Genomic DNA, 23,881 nt, shown 5'->3' on the forward strand with positions numbered 1-23,881 from the left:
CCAGCCACCACGAGAGTCCGCCGCCATGTACGAGCTGTCCCGGATCCGCCTCTACTCCATCGGGCCCGCCGGCGCACGCTACGCCGACACCGTGCTCGACCTGCGCGGAGTCGGCGAGCCGGTGCCCCACCCGGCGCCCACCCAGGCGGAGTTCTTCGAGGACGAGCCCACCGGCCCGCCGCGCCGCCCCGCGCCCGCCGGAGTGCTCTTCCTGGAGAACGGCGGCGGCAAGTCCGTCCTCCTCAAGCTGATCTTCTCCGTGATGCTCCCGGGCCACCGCAACACCCTCGGCGGCGCCAGCTCCGGCGTCCTGCGCAAGTTCCTGCTCGCCGACGACTGCGGCCACGTCGCGCTGGAGTGGCAGCACACCCAGACCGGTGAGTGCCTGGTCGTCGGCAAGGTCAGCGAATGGCGCGGCCGCCAGGTCTCCAACGACCCCCGCAAGTTCGCCGAGGCCTGGTACTCCTTCCGGCCCGGGCCCGGCCTGAGCCTCGACAACCTGCCCGTCGCCGAGGCCACCTCCGTGCGCGCGACCGCCGAAGGCGTCTCCGGCGCCCAGGGCCGCCGCCGCACCATGAAGGGCTTCCGGGACGCCCTCACCGAAGCGGGCAAGGCCTACCCGCACCTCGACGTGGGCTGGGAGGAGATCCACGACCGCTGGAACGAGCACCTCACCGAACTCGGCCTCGACCCGGAGCTGTTCCGCTACCAGCGCGAGATGAACGCCGACGAGGGCGAGGCAGCCGGCCTCTTCGCGGTCAAGAAGGACTCCGACTTCACCGACCTCCTGCTGCGCGCCGTCACCGACACCCGGGACACCGACGGGCTCGCCGACCTCGTGCACGGCTTCGGCAACAAGCTCGGCCGCCGCGCCGAGCTGATGGCCGAACGCGAGTTCACCGCCGGGTCGGTGGACCTCCTCACCAAGATCGTCGAGGCGGCCGCGGCCCGCGCCCGCCTCCGCGACGTCCACGCCGGCGCGGAACGCCGCACCCGCGCCCTCGCCCGCCGGCTCGCCGCCCGCGCCACCCGGGAACGCGGCCTTGCCGCCGACCTCGCCCAGCGCGTCACCGGCGCCGCCCACGAGGTCACCTCCGCGGAGTCCGCCCGCGCCCGCAGCGCCGCGATCTCCGCCGAACTCGCCTACCGGCACGCCTCGCTGGCCCTGACCGTCGCCGACAAGGCGGCCGCCGCCCAGCGCCGCGAACTCCTCGAAGCCCGCACCCTGCACTCCGCCTGGCAGGCCGCCGAGACCGTCCTGCGCCTGCGCGCCGCAGCCGACCGCTCCTCCCGCGTCGCCGCCGCCATCCTGGAAGCCGAACGGGACGCAGCGCCCGCGCTGGCCGCCCGGGCCACCGCCGCCACCGAGCTGGTACGTGCCCTGCACACCGCCGCCGAGCACGGCGAACGCCTCGCCAACGAGGAGGAGGAGCGCTCCGCGGTCCTCCAGGAGACCGGCGAGGCGGCCCACCGGGACGCCACCGCCGCCGCCACGGCCGCCCAGCGGGCCCGCAGCGAGGCCGAGCACCTCCGCTCGCGCCTCGGCGAGGTCCAGCAGGAGACCGCCGAGGCCGTCCGCGCCGGCTGGCTCGACGACTCCGCCCCCGACGCCGACCCGGCCCGCGCCGCCCTCGCCGCCGCCGACGCGGAGCAGACCGCCGTGGCGGCCTGGGACGAGGCCCGCGCCGCCGCCCGCGCCGCCGCCGACGAAGCCCGCGATGCCGCCGCCGCGGAATCCCGCGCCGAACTCACCGCCGCCCGCGCCGCCGACGCAGCCGACGCCGCCGAGGCGGCCCACCAGGCGGAGCACCGCACCGCCGCCTCCCTCGCCGCGGCGCCGCGGCTCGCCGAACTCCTCGGCCTGCCGGCCGCCGCGGACGCCGCGGACGCCTCGGTCCCCGGCCCGCGCACGGGCGACGCCCCCGCCGAGGACGCCCGCACCACGCCCGGCCGGCCCGGCGGCGGCGGGGACGCCCCCGCAGGCCCCGGCGGCTCCGGTGGCCACGGCGACTCCGGTGGCCACGGCCCCGCGGACCGCGCCGCGGAGACCGCCCCGGGGGCCGTCGCCACCGCCGCGGGACTCTGCGCCGAAGACCTCGACCGCAACGCCGGCGACCTGCACACGCTGCTCACCGACGGGGTCGCCGCGGCGGAACGCCAGCTGTTCGACCTGCGCACCGCGGCCGCCGACGACGCCCGCATCCTCGGCGCCCTCGGCGACGGCGGCCTGCTGCCGCCCGGCCCCGACGTCCTCGCCACCGTCGAGTACCTCGGCGAGCACGGCATCCCGGCCCTCCCCGGCTGGCGCTACCTCGCGCAGTCCGTGGACCCCGCCGACCACGCCGCCGTCCTCGCCGCCCGACCCGAACTCGTCGACGGCGTCGTCATCACCGACCCCGACACCCACAGCCGCGCCCGCGAGGTCCTCTCCGGTGCCGCCCTGCTGCCCCGCTCCACAGTGGCCGTGGGCACGGCCGCGGCCCTGCTGGCGCCGGTACCCCCGGCAGGCGAGGGCCCCGGCGCGGCCGCCTCCGGCATCTTCATCGTGCCGCCGAACCCCGCCATGCACGACGAGCACGCCGCCGACGAGGAGCGCCAGGCCCTGCGGGCCCGCGCCGCCGACCGCGACGCCGAGATCCGCGACCTGGCCGCCCGCCTGTCGGGGGACCGCGAGCTGGCCGCCCGCCTCGCCTCCTGGCGCACCGGCTGCCCGCCCGGCCGCCTCGCCGAACTCGCCCGGCAGGCCCGGGCCGCCCGGACGTTCGCCGAGGAGGCCGACGCCGAACTCGCGGAAGCCCGTACGGTCCGCGCCGAGGCCGAGGAGGCCGCCGCCGACGCCCTCCGCGTCCGCGACGAGCGCCAGGACACCGCCCAGCGCGCCCGCCGCGTCGCCGACGCCCTCGCGGGCCTCGCCTTCCGGCTGCGCGAACGTGCGGGCTGGCAGGCGCGGCTGCGTGAACTCGCCGACGAGGCCGCCGAATCGGAGGCGCGCGCCGAGGCCTGCCTGGACCGGGCCCGCGCCGCCGACGAGGACCGCCGCGCCGCCCAGCGGGCCGCCGACGACGCCCGGCGCACCGCACGCGCCCTGCGGGCCGAGCGCGCCGAGATCGCGGGAGCCCCCGAGCCCCTCCCGGAAGACGACGGCACACCCCAGGGCCGGCGCCCGCCCCTGCCCGACCTGCGCGAGGCCTACCGCGCGGCCTCCCGGCTCTACGAGAAGGTCGGCGTCGGCGCCGACCTGCGCGCCGAACAGGCCCGCGCCGAGAGCGACGAGAGCGCCGCCCTCGCCGAACTGGACCGCCTCACCAACAAGGTCCGCACCCGCGCCGCCCAGCTCCTCGAAGGCACCGACGGCGCCGACGGGCCCTCCCGCCAGGCCGCCGCCGCCCGCGCGGAATCCCTCGTGCAGATGCTGGAGGCCCGCGCCTCCCACGCCAGCGAGCAGCTGGGCCGGCTGCGCGGCGAAGCCGAACGGCACGCCCCCGCCGACGGCGGGGCGCACACCGACCTCCCCGAGGAACTGGTTCCCGCGGACGTCGACCAGGCCCAGGCCCTGCTGCGCACCGCCACCGCCCAGCTCGCCGCCCACACCGCCGCCGTGGAGCACGCCCGCTCCGCCCACGCCGACCTGCTGCGCGCCCACCGGGCCGCCGAGGACGGCGCCGGCGGCTTCGACGAGACCGCGGCCCTGCTCCGGGACCTGCTGCGCGACCACGCGCACCCGGAGGACGAACAGGAGCCGGTACCCCACCCCGGCAGCCTGGAGGAGGCCCGCCAGTCCGCGGCCGAGGCCCGGCGCTCCCTGCGCGGGTGCGCCGCCGACCTGTCGGCCGCCGAATCCGCGCTGCGCGAGGCCGGTGACGTCCTGGTCCGGCACGCCAACGCCACCCGCTACGAGCAGGTGCGCACCCCCGCGCGCCAGCAGATCCGCGAACTGCCCGCCGCAGCCCTGCCGGAGCACGCGGCGGCCTGGGCGGCCGCCTTCGCGCCGCGACTGCGGGTCCTCACCGACGAGCTGGCGCAGCTGGAGCGCAACCGCGACAGCATCGTCGACCGGCTGCGCGGGCTCGTCGAATCGGCCCTGGCCACCCTGCGCTCCGCGCAGCGCCTGTCCCAGCTGCCGGAAGGCCTCGGGGAGTGGTCGGGGCAGGAGTTCCTGCGGATCCGCTTCGAGGAGCCCGACCAGGCCACGCTCACCGAACGGCTCGGCGAGGTGATCGACGAGGCCACCCGGGCGGCGGTGAAGAAGAACAGCACCGCCTCCTTCGGCGAGGGCCGCCGCGACGGCATGTCCCTGCTGCTGGGCGCCGTCCAGGCGGCGCTGGAGCCCAAGGGCATCTCCGTCGAGATCCTCAAGCCGGACGCGGTGCTGCGCGCCGAGCGGGTCCCGGTCGGCCAGATGGGCGACGTCTTCTCCGGCGGGCAGTTGCTGACCGCAGCGATCGCCCTGTACTGCACGATGGCGGCGCTGCGCAGCAACGACCGCGGCCGCGACCGGCACCGCCACGCGGGCACGCTGTTCCTCGACAATCCGATCGGCCGCGCCAACGCCACGTACCTGCTGGAGCTCCAGCGGGCCGTGTCCGACGCGCTCGGTGTGCAGCTGCTCTACACCACGGGCCTGTTCGACACGACCGCCCTGGCCGAGTTCCCCCTGGTCATCCGGCTGCGCAACGATGCAGACCTGCGGGCGGGCCTGAAGTACATCAGCGTGGAGGAGCACCTGCGCCCCGGCCTGCCGCAGCAGTCACCGGACGGAGAGACCATCCACGGCGAGATCACGGCGACCCGGATGTACCGCCGGAGCACGCCGGCCTGACGGCCGCAGGACCGACCGGGCCGGATCGGCCGACCGGCCCGGCCCTGCCTCCGCGCGGCCCGGGAGCCGCCCCAGGCGGCCCCTGCAATCTCCGGCAGCGGCCGGGCGCGCCCGGCGAAAGTCCTGCCGGCCGCGCGGCCCCGGCCCCGCCGGGCCGTACACCCAGGACGGGGGCAAGAGTCCTGCCGGCCGCGCGGCACGCGGCCCCGGCACACGCCTCAGCCGCGGCCCGGAGCCGCGAGGCGTGCGTCCTCGCGGCGTATCCGGACCGGGCCGGGCTCGCGCTCCGGCCGCTGCGCCCGGTCCGCGCGCGCGGGCCGCCGAGCCCGCTCTCCGCGCGCCGGCCGCTGCGCCCGCTCCGCCCGCCGGGCCTCGCGGTGGCGGGCCCGCGCCGAGCTGCTGGGCTCCGACACGACCCCGTACCGCTGGATCCAGGTCTGCCGGGTGATCCACACGTCCAGGACCGCCCAGGTGGCCACGATCGTCCCGGCGACCGCGCCCAGCGTCATCGGGAGGGCCAGCCACGAGGCGGTGAGGGCGAGGAAGAAGGTGACCGTCGCCTGGATCAGGGTCAGTGCCACGACCAGGACGGCCCGCACCGCCGCATCCCGCACCGGATCGGGCATCCGCCGCCGGCGGGCCGGCTCCTCCACCCACAGTCCGCGCCCGTGCATCCCGGCCGCTGCGCCGCCGTCCGGCCCCCGGTCGTCCTCGTACCTGTCCATGGTCCGCTCACTCCCCACCATGCGGTCCCGCCCTGCCTGCCGCTGCACCCGGTTCACGCCGTCGTGCAGTGCGTCTACCCCGTCTGCCGTTCCCATGCGCCCCCTCGAACAGAAGGACGTCCGGGACGGCCCGGAGATTCCCGCATCGCGGACACCCGAAGAGGGAAAGAGGGGCGGAACGAATAATTCCAGCCATCCATCCCGATGCGGGAACCGAAGCCCCACCAGGAGCCATCTGCCGCAAATCGGCGTGCTCTTGACCGGAGGTATCGGACAACTCGTGATCCTCGTCCGGGAGTCCGGCCGAAAACGTCCGGACACGCCTTCGAAGCAACGCCACGGCAGTAGTAGGCTCACGCCGTTTAAATGACGGAACACCTACCCCCGGCAGCGGGGTTGAGCTGGGGGAGGCTGGGGAGGCCATGCGCTTTCGCGGGAAGTCCATCCGCCGGAAGATCGTGGCGTTGCTCCTTGTGCCGCTCGTCTCCCTGACCGCCCTCTGGGGCTTCGCCACGGTCATCACGGGCCGGCAGGCCGTCCAACTCCTCGATGTCGCCTACGTCATCGACAAGGTCGGCTACCCCGTCGAGGACGTCGTCCGCGTCGTCCAGCAGGAACGCCGCCAGAGCCTCGTCGTGCTGGGCGACCCCCGCGCCTCGACCGCGACCGCCGCACTCGCCGAGAACCGGGCCGCCACCGACGCAGTCGTCGAACGGATCGGCGTGAACGCCCGGGACCCCGAGGTCACCGACGAGCTCAGCGCAGCCAACGCCCAGCGCCTGCGCTCCCTGCTGGCCGGCCTCCACGGCATCAGCGCCCTGCGCCGCTCCGTCGACCAGAACACCCTCGACCCCAGCCAGGCACTGGAGCTCTACAGCCGCCTCGTCGACCCCTGCTACGAGTTCCTCATGAACCTCCACGCCCTGGAGAACGTGGAGCTGGACAAGCAGGGCCGCGCCCTCGTCGGCATCACCCGCGCCCGGGAGACGCTCTCCCGCGAGGACGCCGTCGTGGCCTCGGCCCTCGCCGCGCACAGCGTCAGCGCCACCGACCTGCGGCGCGTCTCCGACCTGATGGCCAACCGCACCCTGCTCTACGAGAGCAATCTCGCGATCCTCCCCGACGCCGACCGCAAGCGCTTCGAGGAGTACTGGGGCGGCGCCGACACCAAGGCGCTGCGCGACGCCGAAGAACGCCTCCTGTCCGGCGGCGCCGCCAAGAACCCCAAGGTCACCGCCGCCCAATGGGACGCCGGCGCCGGCAAGGTCCTCGACGACCTCGCCGCCATGGGCACCGATGCCGGGGACCGCTACCAGAAGCGGGTCGAACCCGCCGCCATGGACGTCCTGGTCCAGGCTGCCGTGGCCGGCGTCCTCGGCTTCATCGCCCTGACCGTGTCCCTGGTGCTCTCCGTACGCATCGGCCGCGACCTGATCCGCGACCTGTCCCGGCTCCGCAAGGAGGCCCACGAGGCCTCCGGAGTCCGGCTGCCCGGCGTGATGCGCCGCCTCGCCGCCGGGGAGCACGTGGACGTGGAGACCGAGGCGCCCCGCCTGGAGTACGAGAAGGACGAGGTCGGCCAGGTCGGCCTGGCCCTCAACACCCTCCAGCGGGCCGCCGTCGAGGCAGCCGTCAAACAGGCCGAGCTGCGCCGCGGCGTGTCCGAGGTCTTCGTCAATCTGGCCCGCCGCAACCAGGTGCTGCTGCACCGCCAGCTGACCCTGCTCGACACGATGGAACGCCGTACGGAGGACAGCGAGGAACTCGCCGACCTCTTCCGCCTCGACCACATGACCACCCGCATGCGCCGCCACGCCGAGGGCCTGGTGATCCTCTCCGGCGCCGCGCCCTCCCGGCAGTGGCGCAAACCCGTCCAGCTCATGGACGTCGTCCGGGCCTCCGTCGCCGAGGTCGAGGACTACGAGCGCATCGAGGTGCGCCGCCTGCCGCGCCTGGGCATCGCCGGTCCGGCCGTCGCCGACGTCACCCACCTCGTCGCCGAACTGCTGGAGAACGCCACCGTGTTCTCGCCGCCCCACACCGCCGTCCAGGTGCACGGGGAACGCGTGGCCAACGGCTTCACGCTGGAGATCCACGACCGCGGCCTCGGCATGAACCCCGAAGCGCTGCTCGACGCGAACCTGCGGCTCGCCGAGACCCCCGAGTTCGAACTCTCCGACACCGACCGGCTCGGCCTGTTCGTCGTCAGCCGCCTCGCACGGCGCCACAGCATCAAGGTGGTGCTCCAGCGCAGCCCGTACGGGGGCACCACCGCGGTGGTCTTCCTCCCCGTGGCCCTGCTCACCGAGGCCCCCGAGACCGACGGCGCCGGCGTGCGGACGGCCGTCGGCAAGGGGGCCAGCGGACCCCGTACCGTCCCGGCCGCGCGGACCTCCCCCGCGGTCGAACGGGTCCCCTCCGGCCGCCAGCTGCCGCCCGCCGACCTCCGCGGCCCCGTGGAGCTGGAAGCCCCTCTCGGCGCCTTCGGCCTGGACGCCGTACCCGGCCTCGACGACCCCGCCGCCCCGGACCCGGCCGCCGCCCGCCCGGCCATGGCCACCCTGGACGACGAGACCCCGCCCAACGGCACCCCGCGCAGCGCCCTGCTCGGGCTGCGCCCCGCGGACCGGCCGCACACCGGTCGGCAGGCCGAGCGCAGCGGCGCCTGGAAGGGCGACGCCGAGGGCTTCCGGGACCGGGAGGCGCTGCGGGACCGCGACCGCGACAGCGGGCGCGACCGTGACGCCCTGCGCGACCGCGACGCCGAACGGCACGGAGCCCGGCCCGGCGAACGGCGCCCCGGCGCCGGCCGCGAGCCGCTGGCCCCCACCGGACCCGTCCGCCTGGACAACCCGCGCCGGGACGCGGCCCGCCCCGAGGGCGCCCGTACCGGTGGCGCCGTGCCGCTCCCGCGCCGCCGCCCCACCCCGACCCTGGTCGCCGAGCACGGCCGCCGCGTCGACCCCCGCCCGGTCTCCGCGGTCCCGCCCCCCGCCGCCACTCCCGGGCAGAGCGCCGCGGACCCCGCCCCGGGGGCCGGCGTGCTGCCCCGGCGGGTCCGCCAGGCGAACCTGGCGCCGCAGCTGAAGAACCCCGCGGCCACCGCCCCCGCGTCCCCCGAGGCGCAGCCGGCACCCGACCGGGACGCGGAGGAGGTGCGGTCCCGCATGGCCGCCCTCCAGCGCGGCTGGACGGCGGGCCGCACCCAGCACAGGAAGCAGCAGTCCGAGGCCGAGGCCGGCACCCCCGCCGCCGACGGTCCCGCGCACGAGAACGAAGGGGACGGTCGATGACCGCACCGCAGACCGGCAACGACAGCAGGGGCCGCGGCTCCGGCCCGCTCAACTGGCTCCTCGACGAGCTCGTCGACCGCGTCGCCAGCATCCGCAAGGCGGTGGTCCTGTCCGGCGACGGCCTGCCCACCGGCAGCTCCAAGGACCTGACGCGGGAGGACAGCGAGCACCTGGCGGCCGTCGCCTCCGGCTTCCACAGCCTGGCCAAGGGCGTCGGCCGGCACTTCGACTCCGGCACGGTGCGCCAGACCGTCGTCGAACTCGACGAGGCCTTCCTCTTCGTGATGGCGGCCGGGGACGGCAGCTGCCTGGCCGTCCTGTCCGACGCGGACTCCGACGTCGGCCAGGTCGCCTACGAGATGACGCTCATGGTCAAGCGGGTGGGCGACCACCTGGCGACCGCCCCGCGCGCCGGGCTGCCAACCGGAGGGTGAGTCGGACGGCATGAGCGAACCCGGCCAGGACCACCCCACCGACACCCCTGCCGCCGTCCGCGGACACGAACACCCGCACTGGTTCGACGACGACGCGGGCCCCGTGGTGCGCCCGTACGCGATGACCCGTGGCCGGACCAGCCACGCGGGCCAGCACCGCCTCGACCTGATCGCGCTCGTCGTCGCCGAAGCGGCCGCCGACGACCCGGTCTGGGACCTGACCCTGGCCCCCGAGCACGCCCACATCCTGGGCCTGTGCCGGGACCGGCCGCAGTCGGTCGCGGAGCTGGCGGCGGAACTCGACCTCGCGGTCGGGGTCGTCCGCGTCCTGATCGGCGACCTGGTCGACGACGAACTGGTCCATGTGACCCGGCCGGTACCTCCGGCCGAACTCCCCGATGAATCCATTCTGCGTGAGGTGATCGATGGCCTTCGGGCGCTCTAGCCGCACCGGCGCGATGCATGCCGTGTCGCCGGTCGAGCCGCTGACCCTGAAGATCCTGGTCGCGGGCGGCTTCGGGGTGGGCAAGACCACCCTGGTCAGTGCGGTCAGCGAGATCAGACCGCTGCGGACCGAGGAACGGCTCTCGGAACCCGGCGCCGCCATCGACGACACCGGGGGAGTGGAGGGCAAGAAGACGACGACCGTGGCCATGGACTTCGGACGTATCACCCTGCGCGAGGACCTGGTGCTGTACCTGTTCGGCACGCCCGGCCAGGACCGCTTCTGGTTCCTGTGGGACGAGCTGTCCCAGGGCTCGCTGGGCGCCGTCGTGCTCGCCGACACCCGCCGCCTCGCGGACTGCTTCGCCGCCGTCGACTACTTCGAACGGCGCGGGATCCCGTTCGTGGTCGCGGTGAACTGCTTCGACGGCGCGGACCGGCACCCCGTGGTGACCGTACGGGACGCCCTCGACCTCGACGCCGAGGTGCCGGTGCTGCTGTGCGACGCCCGCGACCGGGAGTCCGTCAAGGACGTGCTGGTCGGGGTCGTGGAACACGCGATGTCGCTGGCCCGCGCCCGCCGCCGGAGCCTGACGCCGGGCGCCTGACCAGGGGCCCGACAAGGAGGCGGCCCGTACCCCCGCCGACTGGGGTACGGGCCGCGGCTCTCATGGGGGGCTGGGGTGTCCCGGTCACGGCGCGGGACTGTGGAGCGAGTGTGAACCCGCCGCGGAGGGCCGTCAAGCATCCCGACAACACCCGCTGTTCAGCGCACGGCGACGACGGCCGACCCGTGTCCGAACAGGCCCTGGTTGGCGGTGATCCCGGCCCGCGCCCCGGGGACCTGCCGGTCTCCGGCCGTACCGCGCAGCTGCCAGGTCAGCTCGCACACCTGGGCGATGGCCTGCGCGGGCACCGCCTCCCCGAAGGAGGCCAGCCCGCCGCTGGTGTTCACCGGGATCCGCCCGCCGAGGGCCGTCGCCCCCTCCCGTACGAGCTTCGCCCCCTCGCCCTCCCCGCAGAGCCCGATGTCCTCGTACCACTCCAGTTCCAGCGCCGTGGACAGGTCGTACACCTCGGCGAGCGAGAGGTCGTCCGGCCCGAGCCCGGCCTCCTCGTAGGCGGCGCGGGCGATGGAGGACCGGAACGACCCCGGCGCCGGACGCACCGCCGCCGTGGAGTCGGTGGCGATGTCGGGGAGATCCAGGACGGTCCGCGGATAGGTCGGCGTCACCGTGGACACCGCCCGGATCCGCACCGGGTCGGTGATCCCGCGCGCGCGTGCGAAGTCCATGCTGCTCAGTACCAGGGCCGCGCCCCCGTCGGAGGTCGCGCAGATGTCCAGCAGGCGCAGCGGGTCCGCGACCACGGCCGAGGCGGCGACCTCGTCGGCCGTCACCGCCGTGCGGTAGCGGGCGTTCGGATTGAGCGCCCCGGCCGCCGCGTTCTTCACCTTGACCTGGGCGAAGTCCTGCGGGGTGTCGCCGTACACGGCCATCCGGCGGCGCGCGTACAGCGCGAAGTACGCCGGGTTGGTGGCCCCCAGCACCCGGAAGCGCAGCCAGTCGGGATCCTCGGGCCGCTCGCCGCCCGCCGGTGCGAAGAACCCCTTGGGCGCGGCGTCCGCCCCCACCACCAGCACCACGTCGGCCAGTCCGGCGAGGATCTGGGCCCGCGCGGCCCCGACCGCCTGGGCCCCGGACGCGCAGGCCGCGTAGACGCTCGTCACCCGGGCCCCCTGCCAGCCGAGGGCCCGGGCGAAGGTCGCTCCGGCCACGTAGCCCGGGTAGCCGCCGCGCACCGTGTCGGCGCCGACCACCGACTGCACGTCCGTCCAGTCCAGTCCGGCGTCGGCCAGTGCGCTCCGGGCGGCGGCGCGGCCGTACTCGACGAAGCTGCGCCCCCACTTGCCCCACGGGTGCATCCCGGCGCCGAGGACGGCGACCTCGGCGCTCACGCCGTACCGCCGGGGTCCGCGACCGGCCGGAACCGCCAGCTCGTCCACGCGGTCCCCGCGGCACGGTCCTCGTTGAGCACGCCGCCCACCACCTCGACCTCCATGCCCACCGCCAGGTCGGCCACGCCCACCCCGGGCGCCGCCTGCCCGAGCACGACCATGCCCTCCGACTCCAGCTCCACGGCGATGAGCGTGTACGGCTCCCAGGGCGCGTCCGGGTCGGACACGTACGGGGCGGGCGGCCGGTAGCGCCCGTCGGTGTAGGACCAGACGCGCCCGCGCGGCGACAGCGCGGCCTCGGCCAGCTCACCGCCGCCGGGGCAGTGCGGGTTGCGGCAGTACGCGTCCTCGCGCGGGAAGAACACGGCGGTGCAGGCGGTGCAGCGGGTGCCGAGCAGCCGGAAGCCGCCGTCCGGCCCGTGCTCGGTGAACCACCCGTCGACGACGGGTGTGCGTGTGAGTGCCAAGACCCCTCCCCAACCGAATCTGACGGATCGTCAGGAGTGTGCCACGGGAGGGCGCACCCGGTCACCGGTTCTCGGCAAGCCACTTCTGCGCGATCACGGCCAGCTCGGCGTCCCGGCCGGACAGCATCATCCGGATCATCTGCGCATCCCCGCGCAGCGACCACCCCGGATGGCCGAAGGTCGCCGGGTTGTTCCCCTCGACCAGGAAGTGCGCGGGCCAGGCCGTCCCGTACCCGATGAGGGGCAGCGCGGCGAGGTGGCGCCACCGGCCGCGCGCCAGCCCGTAGGCCGTCACCGCGAGACCGGTCAGGGTCCCGGTGAGGTGGATCCAGCGGGTGGCGGCGCGGGAGTGCATGGCGACGTAGTAGGGCCAGAACTCCTCGTACGAACGGAAGGTCATGCGGGCACGGTACTCACGGCCGCACGGAGGCGACAGAGACCGGGAAGTCGAAGTGCGTCCCGGGGAAGGTCTCGGGCCGCAGGGTGAAGTGCCACCACTCCTCGGGCAGGTTGACGAAGCCCTGCGCCCCGAGCGCCTGCACCAGCAGCTGCCGGTTGGCCCGGGCCGCCGCGCCGACCCGGGGGTCGGCGGTGTGCGACAGCGGGTCGAAGTAGTCGAACGGCGTCCCCATGTCGAGCGCCCCGCCCGCGAGCCGCTCCAGGGTCACGTCGACCGTGCTCCCGCGGCTGTGGCCGGACTTCGGCGCGATGTACCCCTCGGGAATCAGCCGGTCACGGTCCACGTGCGGGTGGAACTCGGCCTTGGTCCGCGCGTCGCCGGGCCCCTCGGCCGAGCGCGCCCAGCGCACGAACTGGTCCACGGCCCGCTGCGGCCGGTAGCAGTCGTACACCCGGAGCACATACCCGCGCCGCAGCAGTCCGCGCTGGGCCCGCCGCAGCGCCTCGGCGGCCGGACGGCCGAGCAGGCAGACGGGCTCCTCGTACCCGTCGACCACGCCGCCGGTGAAATTGTGCGCACCGGCGTACCGCATGTCCTGGCGGATGCTCGGATCGACCTCGCGCAGGGCGGCGAACCCCGACGGCGCGACCCGCCCGCCGCGCCCGGCCACTGCGCCGCGCCCGGCCACTGCGCCGCGCCCGGCCACTTTGTCGACCCTCGCGTCGCCCCCGGCCCCGCCGGCTGCTCCGGCCTCCGCGCTCCCGCCCGGCGGCCCCGCCGCCAGTACCGCCGCCAGTCCCGCGACCACTGCCGCAACAGCCCTTCTCCGCATACCCCTTGGCATACCATCGGCGCATGCAGGCACCGCTGAAGGACTCGCACTGCTCCACCTGCGGAGCGCCGTACGGCTCGGCCGACTGGCCCCGCCGGTGCACCGCGTGCGGGGCCGTCGCCTACCGCAACCCGCTCCCGGTCGCCGTCACACTCCTCCCCGTCGAGGACGAGCACGGCACCGGCCTGGTCGTCATCACGCGCACCATCGCACCGGCCCTCGGCGGGATCGCCCTGCCCGGCGGCTTCATGGACTTCGGCGAGGACTGGCGCGAGGCCGTCGTGCGCGAACTGCGCGAGGAGACCGGCATCACCGCAGCCGCCGAGGACGTCGCCCTCGCCGACGCCCTCAGCTCCCCGGCGGGCCACCTGCTGCTCTTCGGTCTGCTCCCACCCCGCCCGACCGCCGACCTGCCCGCCTCGGCAGCCACCGACGAGACCACGGGATGGCACGTCCTGCGCGCCCCGGCCGACCTCGCCTTCCCCCTGCACACCCGGGCGGCGGCGAACTGGTTCGCGGGCGCCTACGGCTGAACCCGGCCCGACCGGGCCGGTGTCCTGCACGTCCACGGGAGGTTCGGGGGAGGACCGGTGCCGTTCGTCCAGGTGCTCAGCAGCAGCGGAATGATCGTGCTCATGACGGCGCTCGCCCTGCGCCCGCCGCGACCGCCCCGCTCGACCCCCTTCACCCTCAGCTTCGTCCTGACGTTCCTGATCAACGAGCAGCCGTTCCTCGCCCTGTACCTGCTCGCCGCCGGCGCCCTGCCCGCCCTGACGTCAGGAAGCACCGGCACCCCCGCGTGGTGGCTGGGCGCGGGCACCGCCGCCGCCACCGCGGCAGGCCTGCTGGCGCTCGCGGTGCGGACCCGCACCGCCCGCCCCCGGCTGGAGGCCGCGCTGCGGCAGGCACTGGGACCGCGGACGGTCGACCCGCGGCCGCGCCCCGGGCTGCGCCGGCTGCTCCGCCTGCTGGTGCTGCCCCTGGTCTCCTACCGGCCCGGGGTGCGCAGGACGGCCGGCCTGCGCTACGGGGACGCCGGCCGCGGCCACCTCCTGGACGTGTACGCCCCCCGCTCGGGGGCGCGGGACGCGCCGGTGCTCCTCTACCTCCACGGCGGCGGCTTCCGCACCGGCAGCAGGCTGCTGGGCGCGCGCCCGCTGTTCCACCGGCTCGCCGGCCGCGGCTGGGTGTGCGTGAGCGCCGACTACCGGCTGGGCGGCTCCCTGACCTACGCCGACCGGCTCGCGGACGTGCGCCGCGCCGTCCGGTGGGTGCGCGAGAACGCCGCCGCCCTCGGCGCCGATCCGGGGGCGCTGTTCCTCGCCGGGGGCTCCTCCGGCGCGCACCTGGCGGCCACGGCCGCCCTCACCGCATCACGCACGCCGGGCGGCCCGGACGGCGGCCCGGTGGCAGGGGTGATCGCCTTCTACGGCTACTACGGGCAGGCCGACGGCGCCGCCGACTCCACTCCGCTGGCCCACCTGCACCCCGGAGCCCCGCCGTTCCTCATCGTCCACGGCGCGCTGGACACCCTGGTCCTGGTCGAGGACGCACGCCACTTCGCCGCCGCGCTCGGCCGGACGTCCGCCGGACCGGTGGCCTACGCCGAACTCCCGGGCACGCAGCACAACTTCGACCTCTTCCCCTCCCTGCGCTTCCATGCCGTCAGCGACGCGGTAGAGGACTTCGCCACCCGGGTCCGCCACGCCGACCCGGGATACGGAGCCACCCGGCCGGAGGGGTGACCGGCGGGGGAGCACCGCCGCCGGGGCGGGGGGCCGCCCCGGGGGAGGACGGCCCCAGCGGGGGACTGCCCCGGCGGGGGAGGGCTGTCCGGCGGGGGACCGCCCCGGGGAAGGCCTGTCCGGCGGGGGACTGCCCCGGCGGGGGACCGCCCCGGCGAAGGACCCCCGGCGGGCCGCCCCAGCGAAGGACCCCCGGCGGGCCGCCCCGGCGGGGCCCCCGGCGGGGGCTGCCCGGCCGGTCACCGCTCCGTCCTGCGCGTCAGAGCCCCCGCACGACCACGCCCTCCTCCACCGGGTTGCCCTCCTCGTCCTCGACCACCACCGCCCCGCCCAGCCGGCGTACCGCGTACCGCTCCACCACGCCCGCCTCGAAGCCCGGCCCCGGATCCCTGACCACCACCCCGCCGCCCGTGCGCCCCTGCGCCGGGGCCCACACCTCCAGGACCACCCCGTCGCCCGGCCCGTCCCCGTCCCCGCTCCCGCCGTTCGCGCCGGCCCGTACCGGGACCACCGACCCCGCCCGCGCCAGCACCGGGATCCGCCCGCGCGGTGCGTCCAGCAGGATCTGGCCGGGCCCCTCGTACGCCGTCCCGGTCGCCGTGTCGTACCACCGGCCCCGCGGCAGCCGCACCGCCCGCCGGTCCGCCCCGCACTCCAGCACCGGCGCCACCAGCAGGGCGTCGCCCAGCAGGAAGGCGTCCTCGCAGTCCCGCAGCGACCGCTCCTCCGGCGCCCCCCACCACAGCGGCCGCACGTACGGGGCCCCGGTCCGCCGCGCCAGGTGCGCCAGCGTCACGAAGTACGGGCGCAGCCGCTCCCGCTCCGCCATGACGGCCCGCGCGTGCTCCTCCACCTCCGGCCCGAACTCCCACGGCTCCCGCCGCCCGGCCCAGATCGCCGAGTGCGTCCGGAACAGCGGCAGGTACGCGCCGAGCTGTAGCCACCGCAGGTACAGCTCGTCCGACGGGGTCCCGCCGAAGCCCCCCACGTCCGGCCCCGAGTACGGCACCCCGCACAGCCCCAGCCCCATCACCAGCGCCAAGGACGCCCGCAGCCCCGCCCAGCTGCTCTCCACGTCGCCGGACCAACTGCCCCCGTACCGCTGCATCCCCGCCCACCCCGAGCGGGAGAACAGGAACGGGCGCTCGGCGGGCCGCAGCCGCACCAGGCCCTCCCAGCCCGCGCGCGCCATCGCGAGCCCGTACACGTTGTGCCCTTCGCGGTGGTCCCCGCCCGCGCCGTCCATCGCGTGCCGCGCCGACCGCGGCAGCGTGGCATCCCCCACGGGGGCGAAGGACACCGGCTCGTTCATGTCGTGCCAGAAGCCCGCGAAGCCCCGCGCCAGCCGCTCCTCGTAGAGCCCGCCCCACCACTCCCGCACCACCGGATCCGTGAAGTCCGGATAGGCGCAGGTCCCCGGCCAGACCTCGCCGCGGACCTCCGCGCCCCGGGCGTCCCGGACGAAGGCCCCGCGTGCACCCACCGCCAGCCCCGCGGCGTGCACCGGGTCCCCGGCCTTCACCGCCGGATCCACGATGGAGACCAGTCGCACCCCCCGTTCGCCCAGGTCCCGGGCCAGCCCCGGCAGGTCCGCGAACCGTTCCTCGTCCACGGTGAAGACCCGGTGCCCGTCGTAGTGGTCGATGTCCAGGTGCACCACCGACAGCGGGAAGCCGCGCTCCGCATAGCCCGCGACCACCCGCCGCACCTCGGCCGCGCTGTCGAAGCCCCACTTCGCGTGCTGGTACCCCAGCGCCCACTGCGGGGGCACCGCCGCCGCGCCCGTCAGCCCCGACCAGCCCTGCAGCACCCGCGCCGGAGTGCCCGTCAGCACCCAGCAGCGCAGCGGCCCGCCCTCCGCCCGCAGCTCGCTCGTCCCCGGCCGGTCCGCGCCCGATCCGGCGCCCTCCTCACCCTCGCGCAGCGTCACCCGCCCGTCCCAGGAGTTGTCGTGGAAGACCAGGTGCGTCCCCGCGTCCGCGACCACCAGCTGCACCGGCATCGTGATGTACAGCGGGTCGTCTCCCGGTCCGAAGCCGCCCTTCGGGTCGGTGTTCCACAGCCGGTACACCCCGTCCCGCAGCCGCGGCCCCGCCGCCCGCCCGCCGAGCCCGAAGAACCGCGCGTCCGCGGGCACCTCGCTGCGCTGCAGCCAGCGCGCCGCCCGCGGGGCCCCCTCCCCGGCGGACACCGGTTCCCACCAGCGCGGCGGCAGCTCCCGCCGCAGCACCGCCCCGCCCGGGGTCCGCACCTCCACCGCCCCGTGCCGGGACACCGCCACCGTCACCCGCTCCGACACCACCCGCCAGCCGCCCCCGGTGTCCGGCTCCAGCGCGGCCCGCGGATCCGGGGCCGGCCCACTGCCCACCACCGCGTACGAAGGCGTCGGCCCGGCCCCGTCCCAGCTCCAGAAGACGGCGCCGCCCACGGTCACCCGCACCAGCAGCTCCGAGCGGGCGAACCGCAGCACGCCCCCGCCCGGGCGGGGCTCCGTCCCCGTCAGCAGCCCCGGCACCCGCGCCCGCTCCGCGCCCCGGCGCGCAAGCCCCACCGCATCCGCGCGCCGGTGGCGCCAGGCCGACAGCCAGGCCCGCCGTCCGCGCTCCGTACCGATGTCCCTGACCGCACGCACCAGATCACGACCGTCCATGGAAGCACCCTGCCACCGGGCCCCTGCCGCGGGTGCTGCGTTCAACTGCCGTTCACCCGCAGGCGATCACCGGCGACCGGCTGACACCCCTCCACGGCGCGCCCGGGGAGTGGCGCCGACGACTCTGGTGCGGATCTCGATCACATGGCATGGTCCCTGTGAGCCGCCGCGCACCCACCCGCCGCGCGATGGCACCGTACGCACACGAAGCGCGAGCCACAGATCTGACCGGGAGCCGACCCATGACCTCAGCCACGCCGCCGGAACCCCTCTGGGCCCCTGGCCCCGACCGGATCGCCGCGGCCCGGATCACCGCCTTCCAGGCCTGGGCCGCCGAGCGGTACGGGGCCCCGGCGGACGGCGGCTACCCCGCCCTGCACAGCTGGTCCGTCGAGGCTCTCGACACCTTCTGGCAGGCCGTAGCCGACTGGTTCGACGTCCGGTTCAGCACCCCGTACGAGTCCGTCCTCGCCGACCGCTCCATGCCCGGAGCGCACTGGTTCGCCGGAGCCACCCTGAACTACGCCGAGCACGCCCTGCGCGCCGGCGAGGACCCGGCCCGCGCCGGCGACCCCGCCCTGCTGTCCGTGGACGAGACCCACGACGCCACCCCCGTCAGCTGGGCCGAGCTCCGCCGCCAGGTCGGCGCGCTCGCCGCCGAACTGCGCGCCCTCGGCGTACGCCCCGGCGACCGGGTCAGCGGCTACCTCCCCAACATCCCCGAGGCCGTCGCGGCCCTCCTCGCCACCGCCGCGGTCGGCGGCGTCTGGACCTCCTGCGCCCCCGACTTCGGCGCCCGCAGCGTCCTGGACCGCTTCCAGCAGGTCGAGCCGGTCGTCCTCTTCGCCGTCGACGGCTACCGCTACGGAGGCAAGGAGCACGACCGCCGCGACACCGTCGCCGAGCTCCGCGCCGAACTGCCCTCGCTGCGGGCCGTCGTCCACGTGCCGCTGCTCGGCACCCCCGCCCCCGAGGGCGCCCTCGACTGGTCCGCCCTGACCGCCGGGGACACCGAGCCCGTCTTCGAGGCGGTGCCCTTCGACCATCCGCTCTGGGTGCTGTACTCCTCCGGTACGACGGGCCTGCCCAAGGCCATCGTCCAGTCCCAGGGCGGCATCCTCCTCGAACACCTCAAGCAGCTCGGCCTGCACTGCGACCTGGGCCCCGAGGACCGGTTCTTCTGGTACACCTCCACCGGCTGGATGATGTGGAACTTCCTCGTCTCCGGCCTGCTCACCGGCACCACCGTCGTGCTGTACGACGGCAGCCCCGGCTACCCCGACACCGGGGCCCAGTGGCGCATCGCCGAGCGGACGAAGGCCACGCTGTACGGGACCTCCGCCGCCTACGTCATGGCCTGCCGCAAGGCCGAGGTCCACCCGGGCCGGGACTTCGACCTGTCCGCGGTGAAGTGCGTGGCCACCACCGGCTCCCCGCTGCCGCCCGACGGCTTCCGCTGGCTCCACGACGAGGTCGCCGAGGACCTCTGGATCGCCTCCGTCAGCGGCGGCACCGACGTGTGCAGCTGCTTCGCCGGCGCCGTCCCCACCCTCCCGGTCCACATCGGCGAACTCCAGGCGGCCTGCCTCGGCACGGACCTCCAGGCCTGGGACCCGTCCGGCAAGCCCCTGGTCGGCGAGGTCGGCGAGCTCGTCGTCACCAACCCGATGCCCTCGATGCCGGTCCGCTTCTGGAACGACCCCGACGGCAGCCGCTACCACGACAGCTACTTCGAGATGTTCCCCGGCGTCTGGCGGCACGGGGACTGGATCACGATCACCGGGCACGGCTCGGTGGTCATCCACGGGCGGTCGGACTCCACACTCAACCGCCAAGGCGTCCGGATGGGCTCCGCCGACATCTACGAGGCCGTCGAACGCCTCCCCGAGATCAAGGAGTCGCTGGTCATCGGACTGGAGGAGCCGAACGGCGGGTACTGGATGCCGCTGTTCGTCCACCTCGCCCCGGGCGCCGTCCTCGACGACGGCCTGCGCGCCAGGATCAAGGCCACGATCCGCGAGGAGCTCTCCCCGCGCCACGTCCCGGACGAGGTCATCGAGGTGCCGGGGATCCCGCACACCCTCACCGGAAAGCGCATCGAGGTCCCCGTCAAGCGGCTCCTCCAGGGCGCGCCGATGGCGAAGGCCGTCAACCCGGGCTCCGTGGACGATCTCGACCTCCTCCACTTCTACGAGGAGCTGGCTCGCACCCGCGGCTGAGGTCACTGTCAGTGGCGATGATTACTCTGAGTGAGAAATGACGGCCTTACTCAGGGGGAGCCAGCCATGCCACCGACCGACCGCACCAGGAGCAGTTCCCGTACCGGCACCGCGGCCGGGGCCGGCGCCAAAGGCGCCGGCACCCGCCGCACCCTGCGCCGCGAAGTCCCCAGCACCCTCGGCCTGCTGGCCGACGCCGAGGACTTCGCGGCCATGTGCGGCTACCGCACCTTCGCCTTCGACGACCTCGCCCAGTACCCCGACTACCTCCACCATGTGGACGGCCTGCTCCGCTCCCTCGCGGCCCAGGGCATCCACACCACTGTCGCGCTCTTCGACCCCGAGCAGTACGCCGGCTACTGCGCCGAGCGCGGCCTCGACCCCGACGCCGCCGGGACCCGGGCCCGCTTCACCGCGGAGCTCGCCACAGGAGGCGCCGTGCTGCCCTACGCCGGCCAACCGGTGGACGAACTGCTCCCCCTCCTCGTCGACGAGGCCGTCCGCCACGCCACCTGGGAGTACGCCACCACCCTCCTGTCCCGCGTCGGCAGCTGCGCCGACTGCGGGGAGGACATCGGCCGGTCCTCCTTCGAGCGCGCCACCGAAGCACTCGAACGCCTGATCGCAGGCGCCGGCCCGGGCCGCCACCACCTCGTCTGCAGCGTCCCGACCGACGCGGAACAGCTCGTCGCCGTCCTGCACGCGCAGGGCGGCGAGGAACCGGACGGCCCGCCCCGGGTCGACGGCCGGGAGGGCCTCGGCTTCGTGACCGTCCTCGCCGCCGGACTCGCTCTCGGCGGCCCCGGCGGGCTCGTCCTGCGCACCACCACCGACGGCAGGGACCGGGTCCACGGCTGGCACCTCGACCGCGGCCGCCTGACCGCACTCTCCGCGGCCGCCGTGTTCAACGCGTACTGCACGGACGCCGACACAGGGGAGCCGGTGTCCCCGGAACCAGGCGTCGAATACTGCCCCGGATACGAGGTGGACGCCCCGGGCCCGCACCGCTGACGCAAGAAGAAGGCGCCGGATACGGCAGTGGGGCCCCCGCCACCGGCGGAGGCCCCACGGTCCTGGCGTTGCCGCCGTCGGCTACTCGCCGGACAGCACCGCCTGGGCGGCCACCCGGGCCTCCTCCGCGCTGTCGCACGCACGGGCCGCCGCAGCGGCCCGCTCGCACTGCGCGAGGGTGTGCTTGGCGAGGGTCGCCCGCACGTAGGGAATCGAGGCGGCGCCCATCGAGAGGGAGGTGACACCCAGACCCGCAAGCACACAGGCCAGCAGCGGATCGGCCGCCGCCTCGCCGCAGACGCCGCAGCTCTTGCCCTCGGCCCGGGCGGCGTCCGCCGACAGGGCGATCAGGTCGAGCAGCGCCGGCTGCCACGGGTCCTGCAGGCGCGAGACCGCACCGACCTGCCGGTCCGCCGCGAAGGCGTACTGCGCCAGGTCATTCGTGCCCAGCGACAGGAACTCGACCTCCTGCAGGATCGAGCGCGCCCGCAGCGCGGCGGAGGGGATCTCCACCATCGCACCGAACTTCGCGTGCAGGCCCGCCGCACGGCAGGCGTCCGCGAACGCCTTCGCATCGGCGCGGTCCGCCACCATCGGCGCCATGACCTCAAGGTGGACGGGCAGACCCTGGGCCGCCTTCGCCAGCGCGGTCAGCTGCGTCCGCAGCACCTCCGGGTGGTCGAGCAGCGCCCGCAGGCCGCGGACACCCAGAGCCGGGTTCGGCTCATCGGCCGGCGTCAGGAAGTCCAGCGGCTTGTCGGCGCCCGCGTCCAGCACCCGGACGACGACCCGGCCCTCGGGGAAGGCCTCCAGCACCTTGCGGTACGACTCGACCTGCTTCTCCTCGGAGGGAGCCTTCTTGCTGTCGTCCAGGAACAGGAACTCGGTGCGGAACAGGCCCACACCCTCCGCCCCCGCCTCGACGGCCGCAGGCACATCGGCGGGACCGCCGACATTGGCCAGCAGCGGCACCTTGTGGCCGTCGGAGGTCGCACCCGGACCGGAAGAGGCGGCCAGAGCCGCCTTCCGCTCCGCGGCCGAGGCCTCCAGCTCCGCCCTCTTCTCGGCGCTCGGCTCAAGGAAGAGGTCGCCCGTGCTGCCGTCCACCGCGATGACGGTGCCCTCGGCGATCTCACCGGCACCCGGCAGGGCCACGATCGCCGGCACGCCCAGCGCCCGCGCGAGGATGGCGCTGTGGCTGGTCGGCCCGCCTTCCTCGGTGACGAAGCCGAGCACCAGCGTCGGGTCCAGCAGGGCGGTGTCGGCCGGCGCCAAGTCCCGCGCGATCAGCACGTACGGCTCGTCGCTGTCCGGGACACCCGGCATCGGCACGCCGAGCAGGCGCGCCACGATCCGGTTGCGGACGTCGTCCAGGTCGGCCACCCGGCCCGCCATGTACTCGCCCGCTCCGGCAAGCAGGTCACGGTAGGAGGCGAACGCGTCGTACACGCCACGCTCGGCCGTGCTGCCGACGGCGATCCGCCGGTCGACGTCCGCCATCAGCTCGGGGTCCGTGGCGATCATCGCCTGGGCCTCGAGCACGTGCTGGGCCTCGCCGCCGGCCAGCTGCCCGCGCGCGATCAGGTCGGCCGAAACAGCCTCCACGGCCTTGCGGGCGCGCCCCTGCTCACGCTCCGCCTCGTCCGCGGTGATCTGCTTGGCCGGCGGCTCGAGAACCGCCGTGCCCATGTGCCGGACCTCGCCGATCGCCACACCGTGGCTCACGCCGACGCCTCGCAGCGTTGTCTCCATTTCACCCGTCTCCGATTGAGCGGCGGGCCTGTGCCGCCGCGGTGGATGTCCGACTCGCCCGATAGGCGGAGGTGTCACTTCCAGTTGAAGAGGACGTCCCCGGCCTTCGTGTCACCGCTCTCGGCAACCTCGGAGAGCGACTCGGCAGAGGCCTCCAGTGCCACGACCGGGCAGATGGGGGACTTGCCCGCGGCCTCGACCGCGGCAGGGTTCCAGCGGATGACGACCTGGCCGCGCTCCACGGTGTCGCCCTTGTTGACGAGCAGCTCGAAGCCCTCGCCGTTGAGCTGGACGGTGTCGATCCCGAGGTGGGTCAGGACACCGTGCCCGTCGCTGTCGACGACCACGTACGCGTGCGGGTGCAGGGAGACGACCACGCCGTCGACGGGGGACACCGCCTCCGTGGAGTCACGCGCGGGATCGATGGCCGTGCCCGGTCCCACCATGGCGCCGGAGAACACCGGATCGGGCACTGCCGCGAGTCCGATGGCGCGCCCGGCAAGTGGGGACGTCACGCTGGTCATGGGGGCCTCCCAGGGGTGGGGCTGCTACATGTCGCCGTCACTACCTGTCGCGAACGGCGTACTTTCAGAAGGATATGTCACGGGTTGTACCGGTTCGCCTGGTGTTGGTCCCGACCCGGATGGCCCTTCGGCACGGAGACTAGTGGACTAGACCGGTGGACTAGACCATACGCCCGAATCGATTTGCCTGGCCACTGCCGGACCTGTACTGTCGTGACTCCTGCCGCGACACCTCGTGTGAACTTCTCGCGAACAGTTGGCGGACGGGCATCCTCCTCTTCAGTACCGATCCTCCTCTCTCCTCTTCTTTCCGCATGCCTTTTTGGTAAACCGGTGAGTGGTCAGGGAGAAGGAAAAGCACTGATAGAGTCGGACTCGCCGGAAAGGGAAACGCGAAAGCGGAATCCTGGAAAGCGAATCCCGCTTCGACCGGGAATCGGACACGAAAGAGTCTGATAGAGTCGGAAACGAAGAACGAAGCGCCGGAGGAAAGCCCGAGAGGGTGAGTACAAAGGAAGCGTCCGTCCCTTGAGAACTCAACAGCGTGCCAAAAATCAACGCCAGAAGTTGATACCCCGTCCATTTCGGTGGATGAGGTTCCTTTGAAAA

General features: G+C 74.9%; 17 protein-coding genes. 9 read left to right on the top strand and 8 right to left on the bottom strand.

Annotated features, from left to right (window positions below):
• The first annotated feature begins 25 nt into the window (after nt 1–25).
• Nucleotides 26–4,819 carry a hypothetical protein gene (locus tag ACLJTM_RS28595; RefSeq protein WP_411106607.1) on the top strand — a complete coding sequence of 1,598 codons (4,794 nt, stop codon included), beginning with the start codon at nt 26–28 and terminating at the stop codon, nt 4,817–4,819.
• A 218-nt stretch (nt 4,820–5,037) separates the two neighbouring features.
• On the opposite strand, the gene ACLJTM_RS28600 is transcribed toward ACLJTM_RS28595, so the two are convergent.
• Entirely contained in the window at nt 5,038–5,544 is a 507-nt protein-coding gene (locus tag ACLJTM_RS28600) for a hypothetical protein (RefSeq protein ID WP_411106608.1), read from the bottom strand.
• A gap of 422 nt (nt 5,545–5,966) precedes the next feature.
• On the opposite strand from ACLJTM_RS28600, the gene ACLJTM_RS28605 reads away from it, so the two are divergent.
• Genes ACLJTM_RS28605 through ACLJTM_RS28620 form a run of 4 tightly spaced genes read left to right on the top strand, consistent with a single transcriptional unit; the run spans nt 5,967 to nt 10,323 of the window.
• The gene (locus ACLJTM_RS28605) at nt 5,967–8,837 is read left to right on the top strand and encodes a nitrate- and nitrite sensing domain-containing protein (RefSeq protein ID WP_411106609.1); all 2,871 of its coding nucleotides are present in this window, start codon (nt 5,967–5,969) and stop codon (nt 8,835–8,837) included.
• Nucleotides 8,834–9,271 carry a roadblock/LC7 domain-containing protein gene (locus ACLJTM_RS28610; RefSeq protein WP_411106610.1) on the top strand — a complete coding sequence of 146 codons (438 nt, stop codon included), beginning with the start codon at nt 8,834–8,836 and terminating at the stop codon, nt 9,269–9,271. The genes ACLJTM_RS28605 and ACLJTM_RS28610 overlap by 4 nt, the downstream gene beginning before the upstream one ends.
• Nucleotides 9,272–9,281: 10 nt before the next feature.
• A complete protein-coding gene (locus ACLJTM_RS28615; RefSeq protein WP_411106611.1) occupies nt 9,282–9,716 on the top strand; it encodes a DUF742 domain-containing protein in 435 nt (144 codons plus the stop codon).
• Nucleotides 9,697–10,323, top strand: coding sequence for a GTP-binding protein (locus ACLJTM_RS28620; RefSeq protein WP_411106612.1), 627 nt, complete (start codon nt 9,697–9,699; stop codon nt 10,321–10,323). The genes ACLJTM_RS28615 and ACLJTM_RS28620 overlap by 20 nt, the downstream gene beginning before the upstream one ends.
• A 158-nt stretch (nt 10,324–10,481) precedes the next feature.
• Here ACLJTM_RS28620 and ACLJTM_RS28625 read toward each other — a convergent pair whose 3' ends face one another.
• The 4 genes from ACLJTM_RS28625 to ACLJTM_RS28640 form a co-directional block, all read right to left on the bottom strand.
• Nucleotides 10,482–11,672 carry a lipid-transfer protein gene (locus tag ACLJTM_RS28625; protein ID WP_411106613.1) on the bottom strand — a complete coding sequence of 397 codons (1,191 nt, stop codon included), beginning with the start codon at nt 11,670–11,672 and terminating at the stop codon, nt 10,482–10,484.
• Nucleotides 11,669–12,139: a Zn-ribbon domain-containing OB-fold protein gene (locus tag ACLJTM_RS28630; RefSeq protein WP_411106614.1), complete on the bottom strand. Its 471-nt coding sequence runs from the start codon at nt 12,137–12,139 to the stop codon at nt 11,669–11,671. Before ACLJTM_RS28630 ends, ACLJTM_RS28625 begins: the two co-directional genes overlap by 4 nt.
• 61 nt (nt 12,140–12,200) lie before the next feature.
• Nucleotides 12,201–12,539: an Mpo1-like protein gene (locus tag ACLJTM_RS28635; protein ID WP_411106615.1), complete on the bottom strand. Its 339-nt coding sequence runs from the start codon at nt 12,537–12,539 to the stop codon at nt 12,201–12,203.
• A 13-nt stretch (nt 12,540–12,552) separates the two neighbouring features.
• Entirely contained in the window at nt 12,553–13,371 is an 819-nt protein-coding gene (locus tag ACLJTM_RS28640; protein WP_411106616.1) for a M15 family metallopeptidase, read from the bottom strand.
• Nucleotides 13,372–13,394: 23 nt separating this feature from the next.
• Here ACLJTM_RS28640 and ACLJTM_RS28645 point away from each other — a divergent pair, with 23 nt between their 5' ends.
• Together ACLJTM_RS28645 and ACLJTM_RS28650 are read left to right on the top strand one after the other, a co-directional pair.
• Nucleotides 13,395–13,904: an NUDIX domain-containing protein gene (locus tag ACLJTM_RS28645; protein WP_411106617.1), complete on the top strand. Its 510-nt coding sequence runs from the start codon at nt 13,395–13,397 to the stop codon at nt 13,902–13,904.
• Between the two features lie 57 nt (nt 13,905–13,961).
• Nucleotides 13,962–15,116 carry an alpha/beta hydrolase gene (locus tag ACLJTM_RS28650; RefSeq protein ID WP_411106618.1) on the top strand — a complete coding sequence of 385 codons (1,155 nt, stop codon included), beginning with the start codon at nt 13,962–13,964 and terminating at the stop codon, nt 15,114–15,116.
• Nucleotides 15,117–15,375: 259 nt separating this feature from the next.
• Here the strand turns inward: ACLJTM_RS28650 and ACLJTM_RS28655 are convergent, their stop codons facing one another.
• On the bottom strand, nt 15,376–17,766 hold the full coding sequence (locus ACLJTM_RS28655) for a glycoside hydrolase family 31 protein (protein WP_411106619.1): 2,391 nt from the start codon (nt 17,764–17,766) through the stop codon (nt 15,376–15,378).
• A gap of 242 nt (nt 17,767–18,008) precedes the next feature.
• On the opposite strand from ACLJTM_RS28655, the gene ACLJTM_RS28660 reads away from it, so the two are divergent.
• The gene (locus tag ACLJTM_RS28660) at nt 18,009–19,985 is read left to right on the top strand and encodes an acetoacetate--CoA ligase (protein ID WP_411106620.1); all 1,977 of its coding nucleotides are present in this window, start codon (nt 18,009–18,011) and stop codon (nt 19,983–19,985) included.
• A 66-nt stretch (nt 19,986–20,051) separates the two neighbouring features.
• Nucleotides 20,052–20,996: a hypothetical protein gene (locus ACLJTM_RS28665; RefSeq protein ID WP_411106621.1), complete on the top strand. Its 945-nt coding sequence runs from the start codon at nt 20,052–20,054 to the stop codon at nt 20,994–20,996.
• 81 nt (nt 20,997–21,077) lie between these two features.
• On the opposite strand, the gene ptsP is transcribed toward ACLJTM_RS28665, so the two are convergent.
• The gene (ptsP, locus tag ACLJTM_RS28670; protein WP_411106622.1) at nt 21,078–22,748 is read right to left on the bottom strand and encodes a phosphoenolpyruvate--protein phosphotransferase; all 1,671 of its coding nucleotides are present in this window, start codon (nt 22,746–22,748) and stop codon (nt 21,078–21,080) included.
• 74 nt (nt 22,749–22,822) lie between these two features.
• Nucleotides 22,823–23,272, bottom strand: coding sequence for a PTS glucose transporter subunit IIA (locus tag ACLJTM_RS28675; RefSeq protein ID WP_411106623.1), 450 nt, complete (start codon nt 23,270–23,272; stop codon nt 22,823–22,825).
• Between the last annotated feature and the right edge of the window lie 609 nt (nt 23,273–23,881).

Origin of the sequence: Streptomyces sp. cmx-4-9, assembly GCF_046548835.1 — a bacterium.
Classification (GTDB): domain Bacteria; phylum Actinomycetota; class Actinomycetes; order Streptomycetales; family Streptomycetaceae; genus Streptomyces.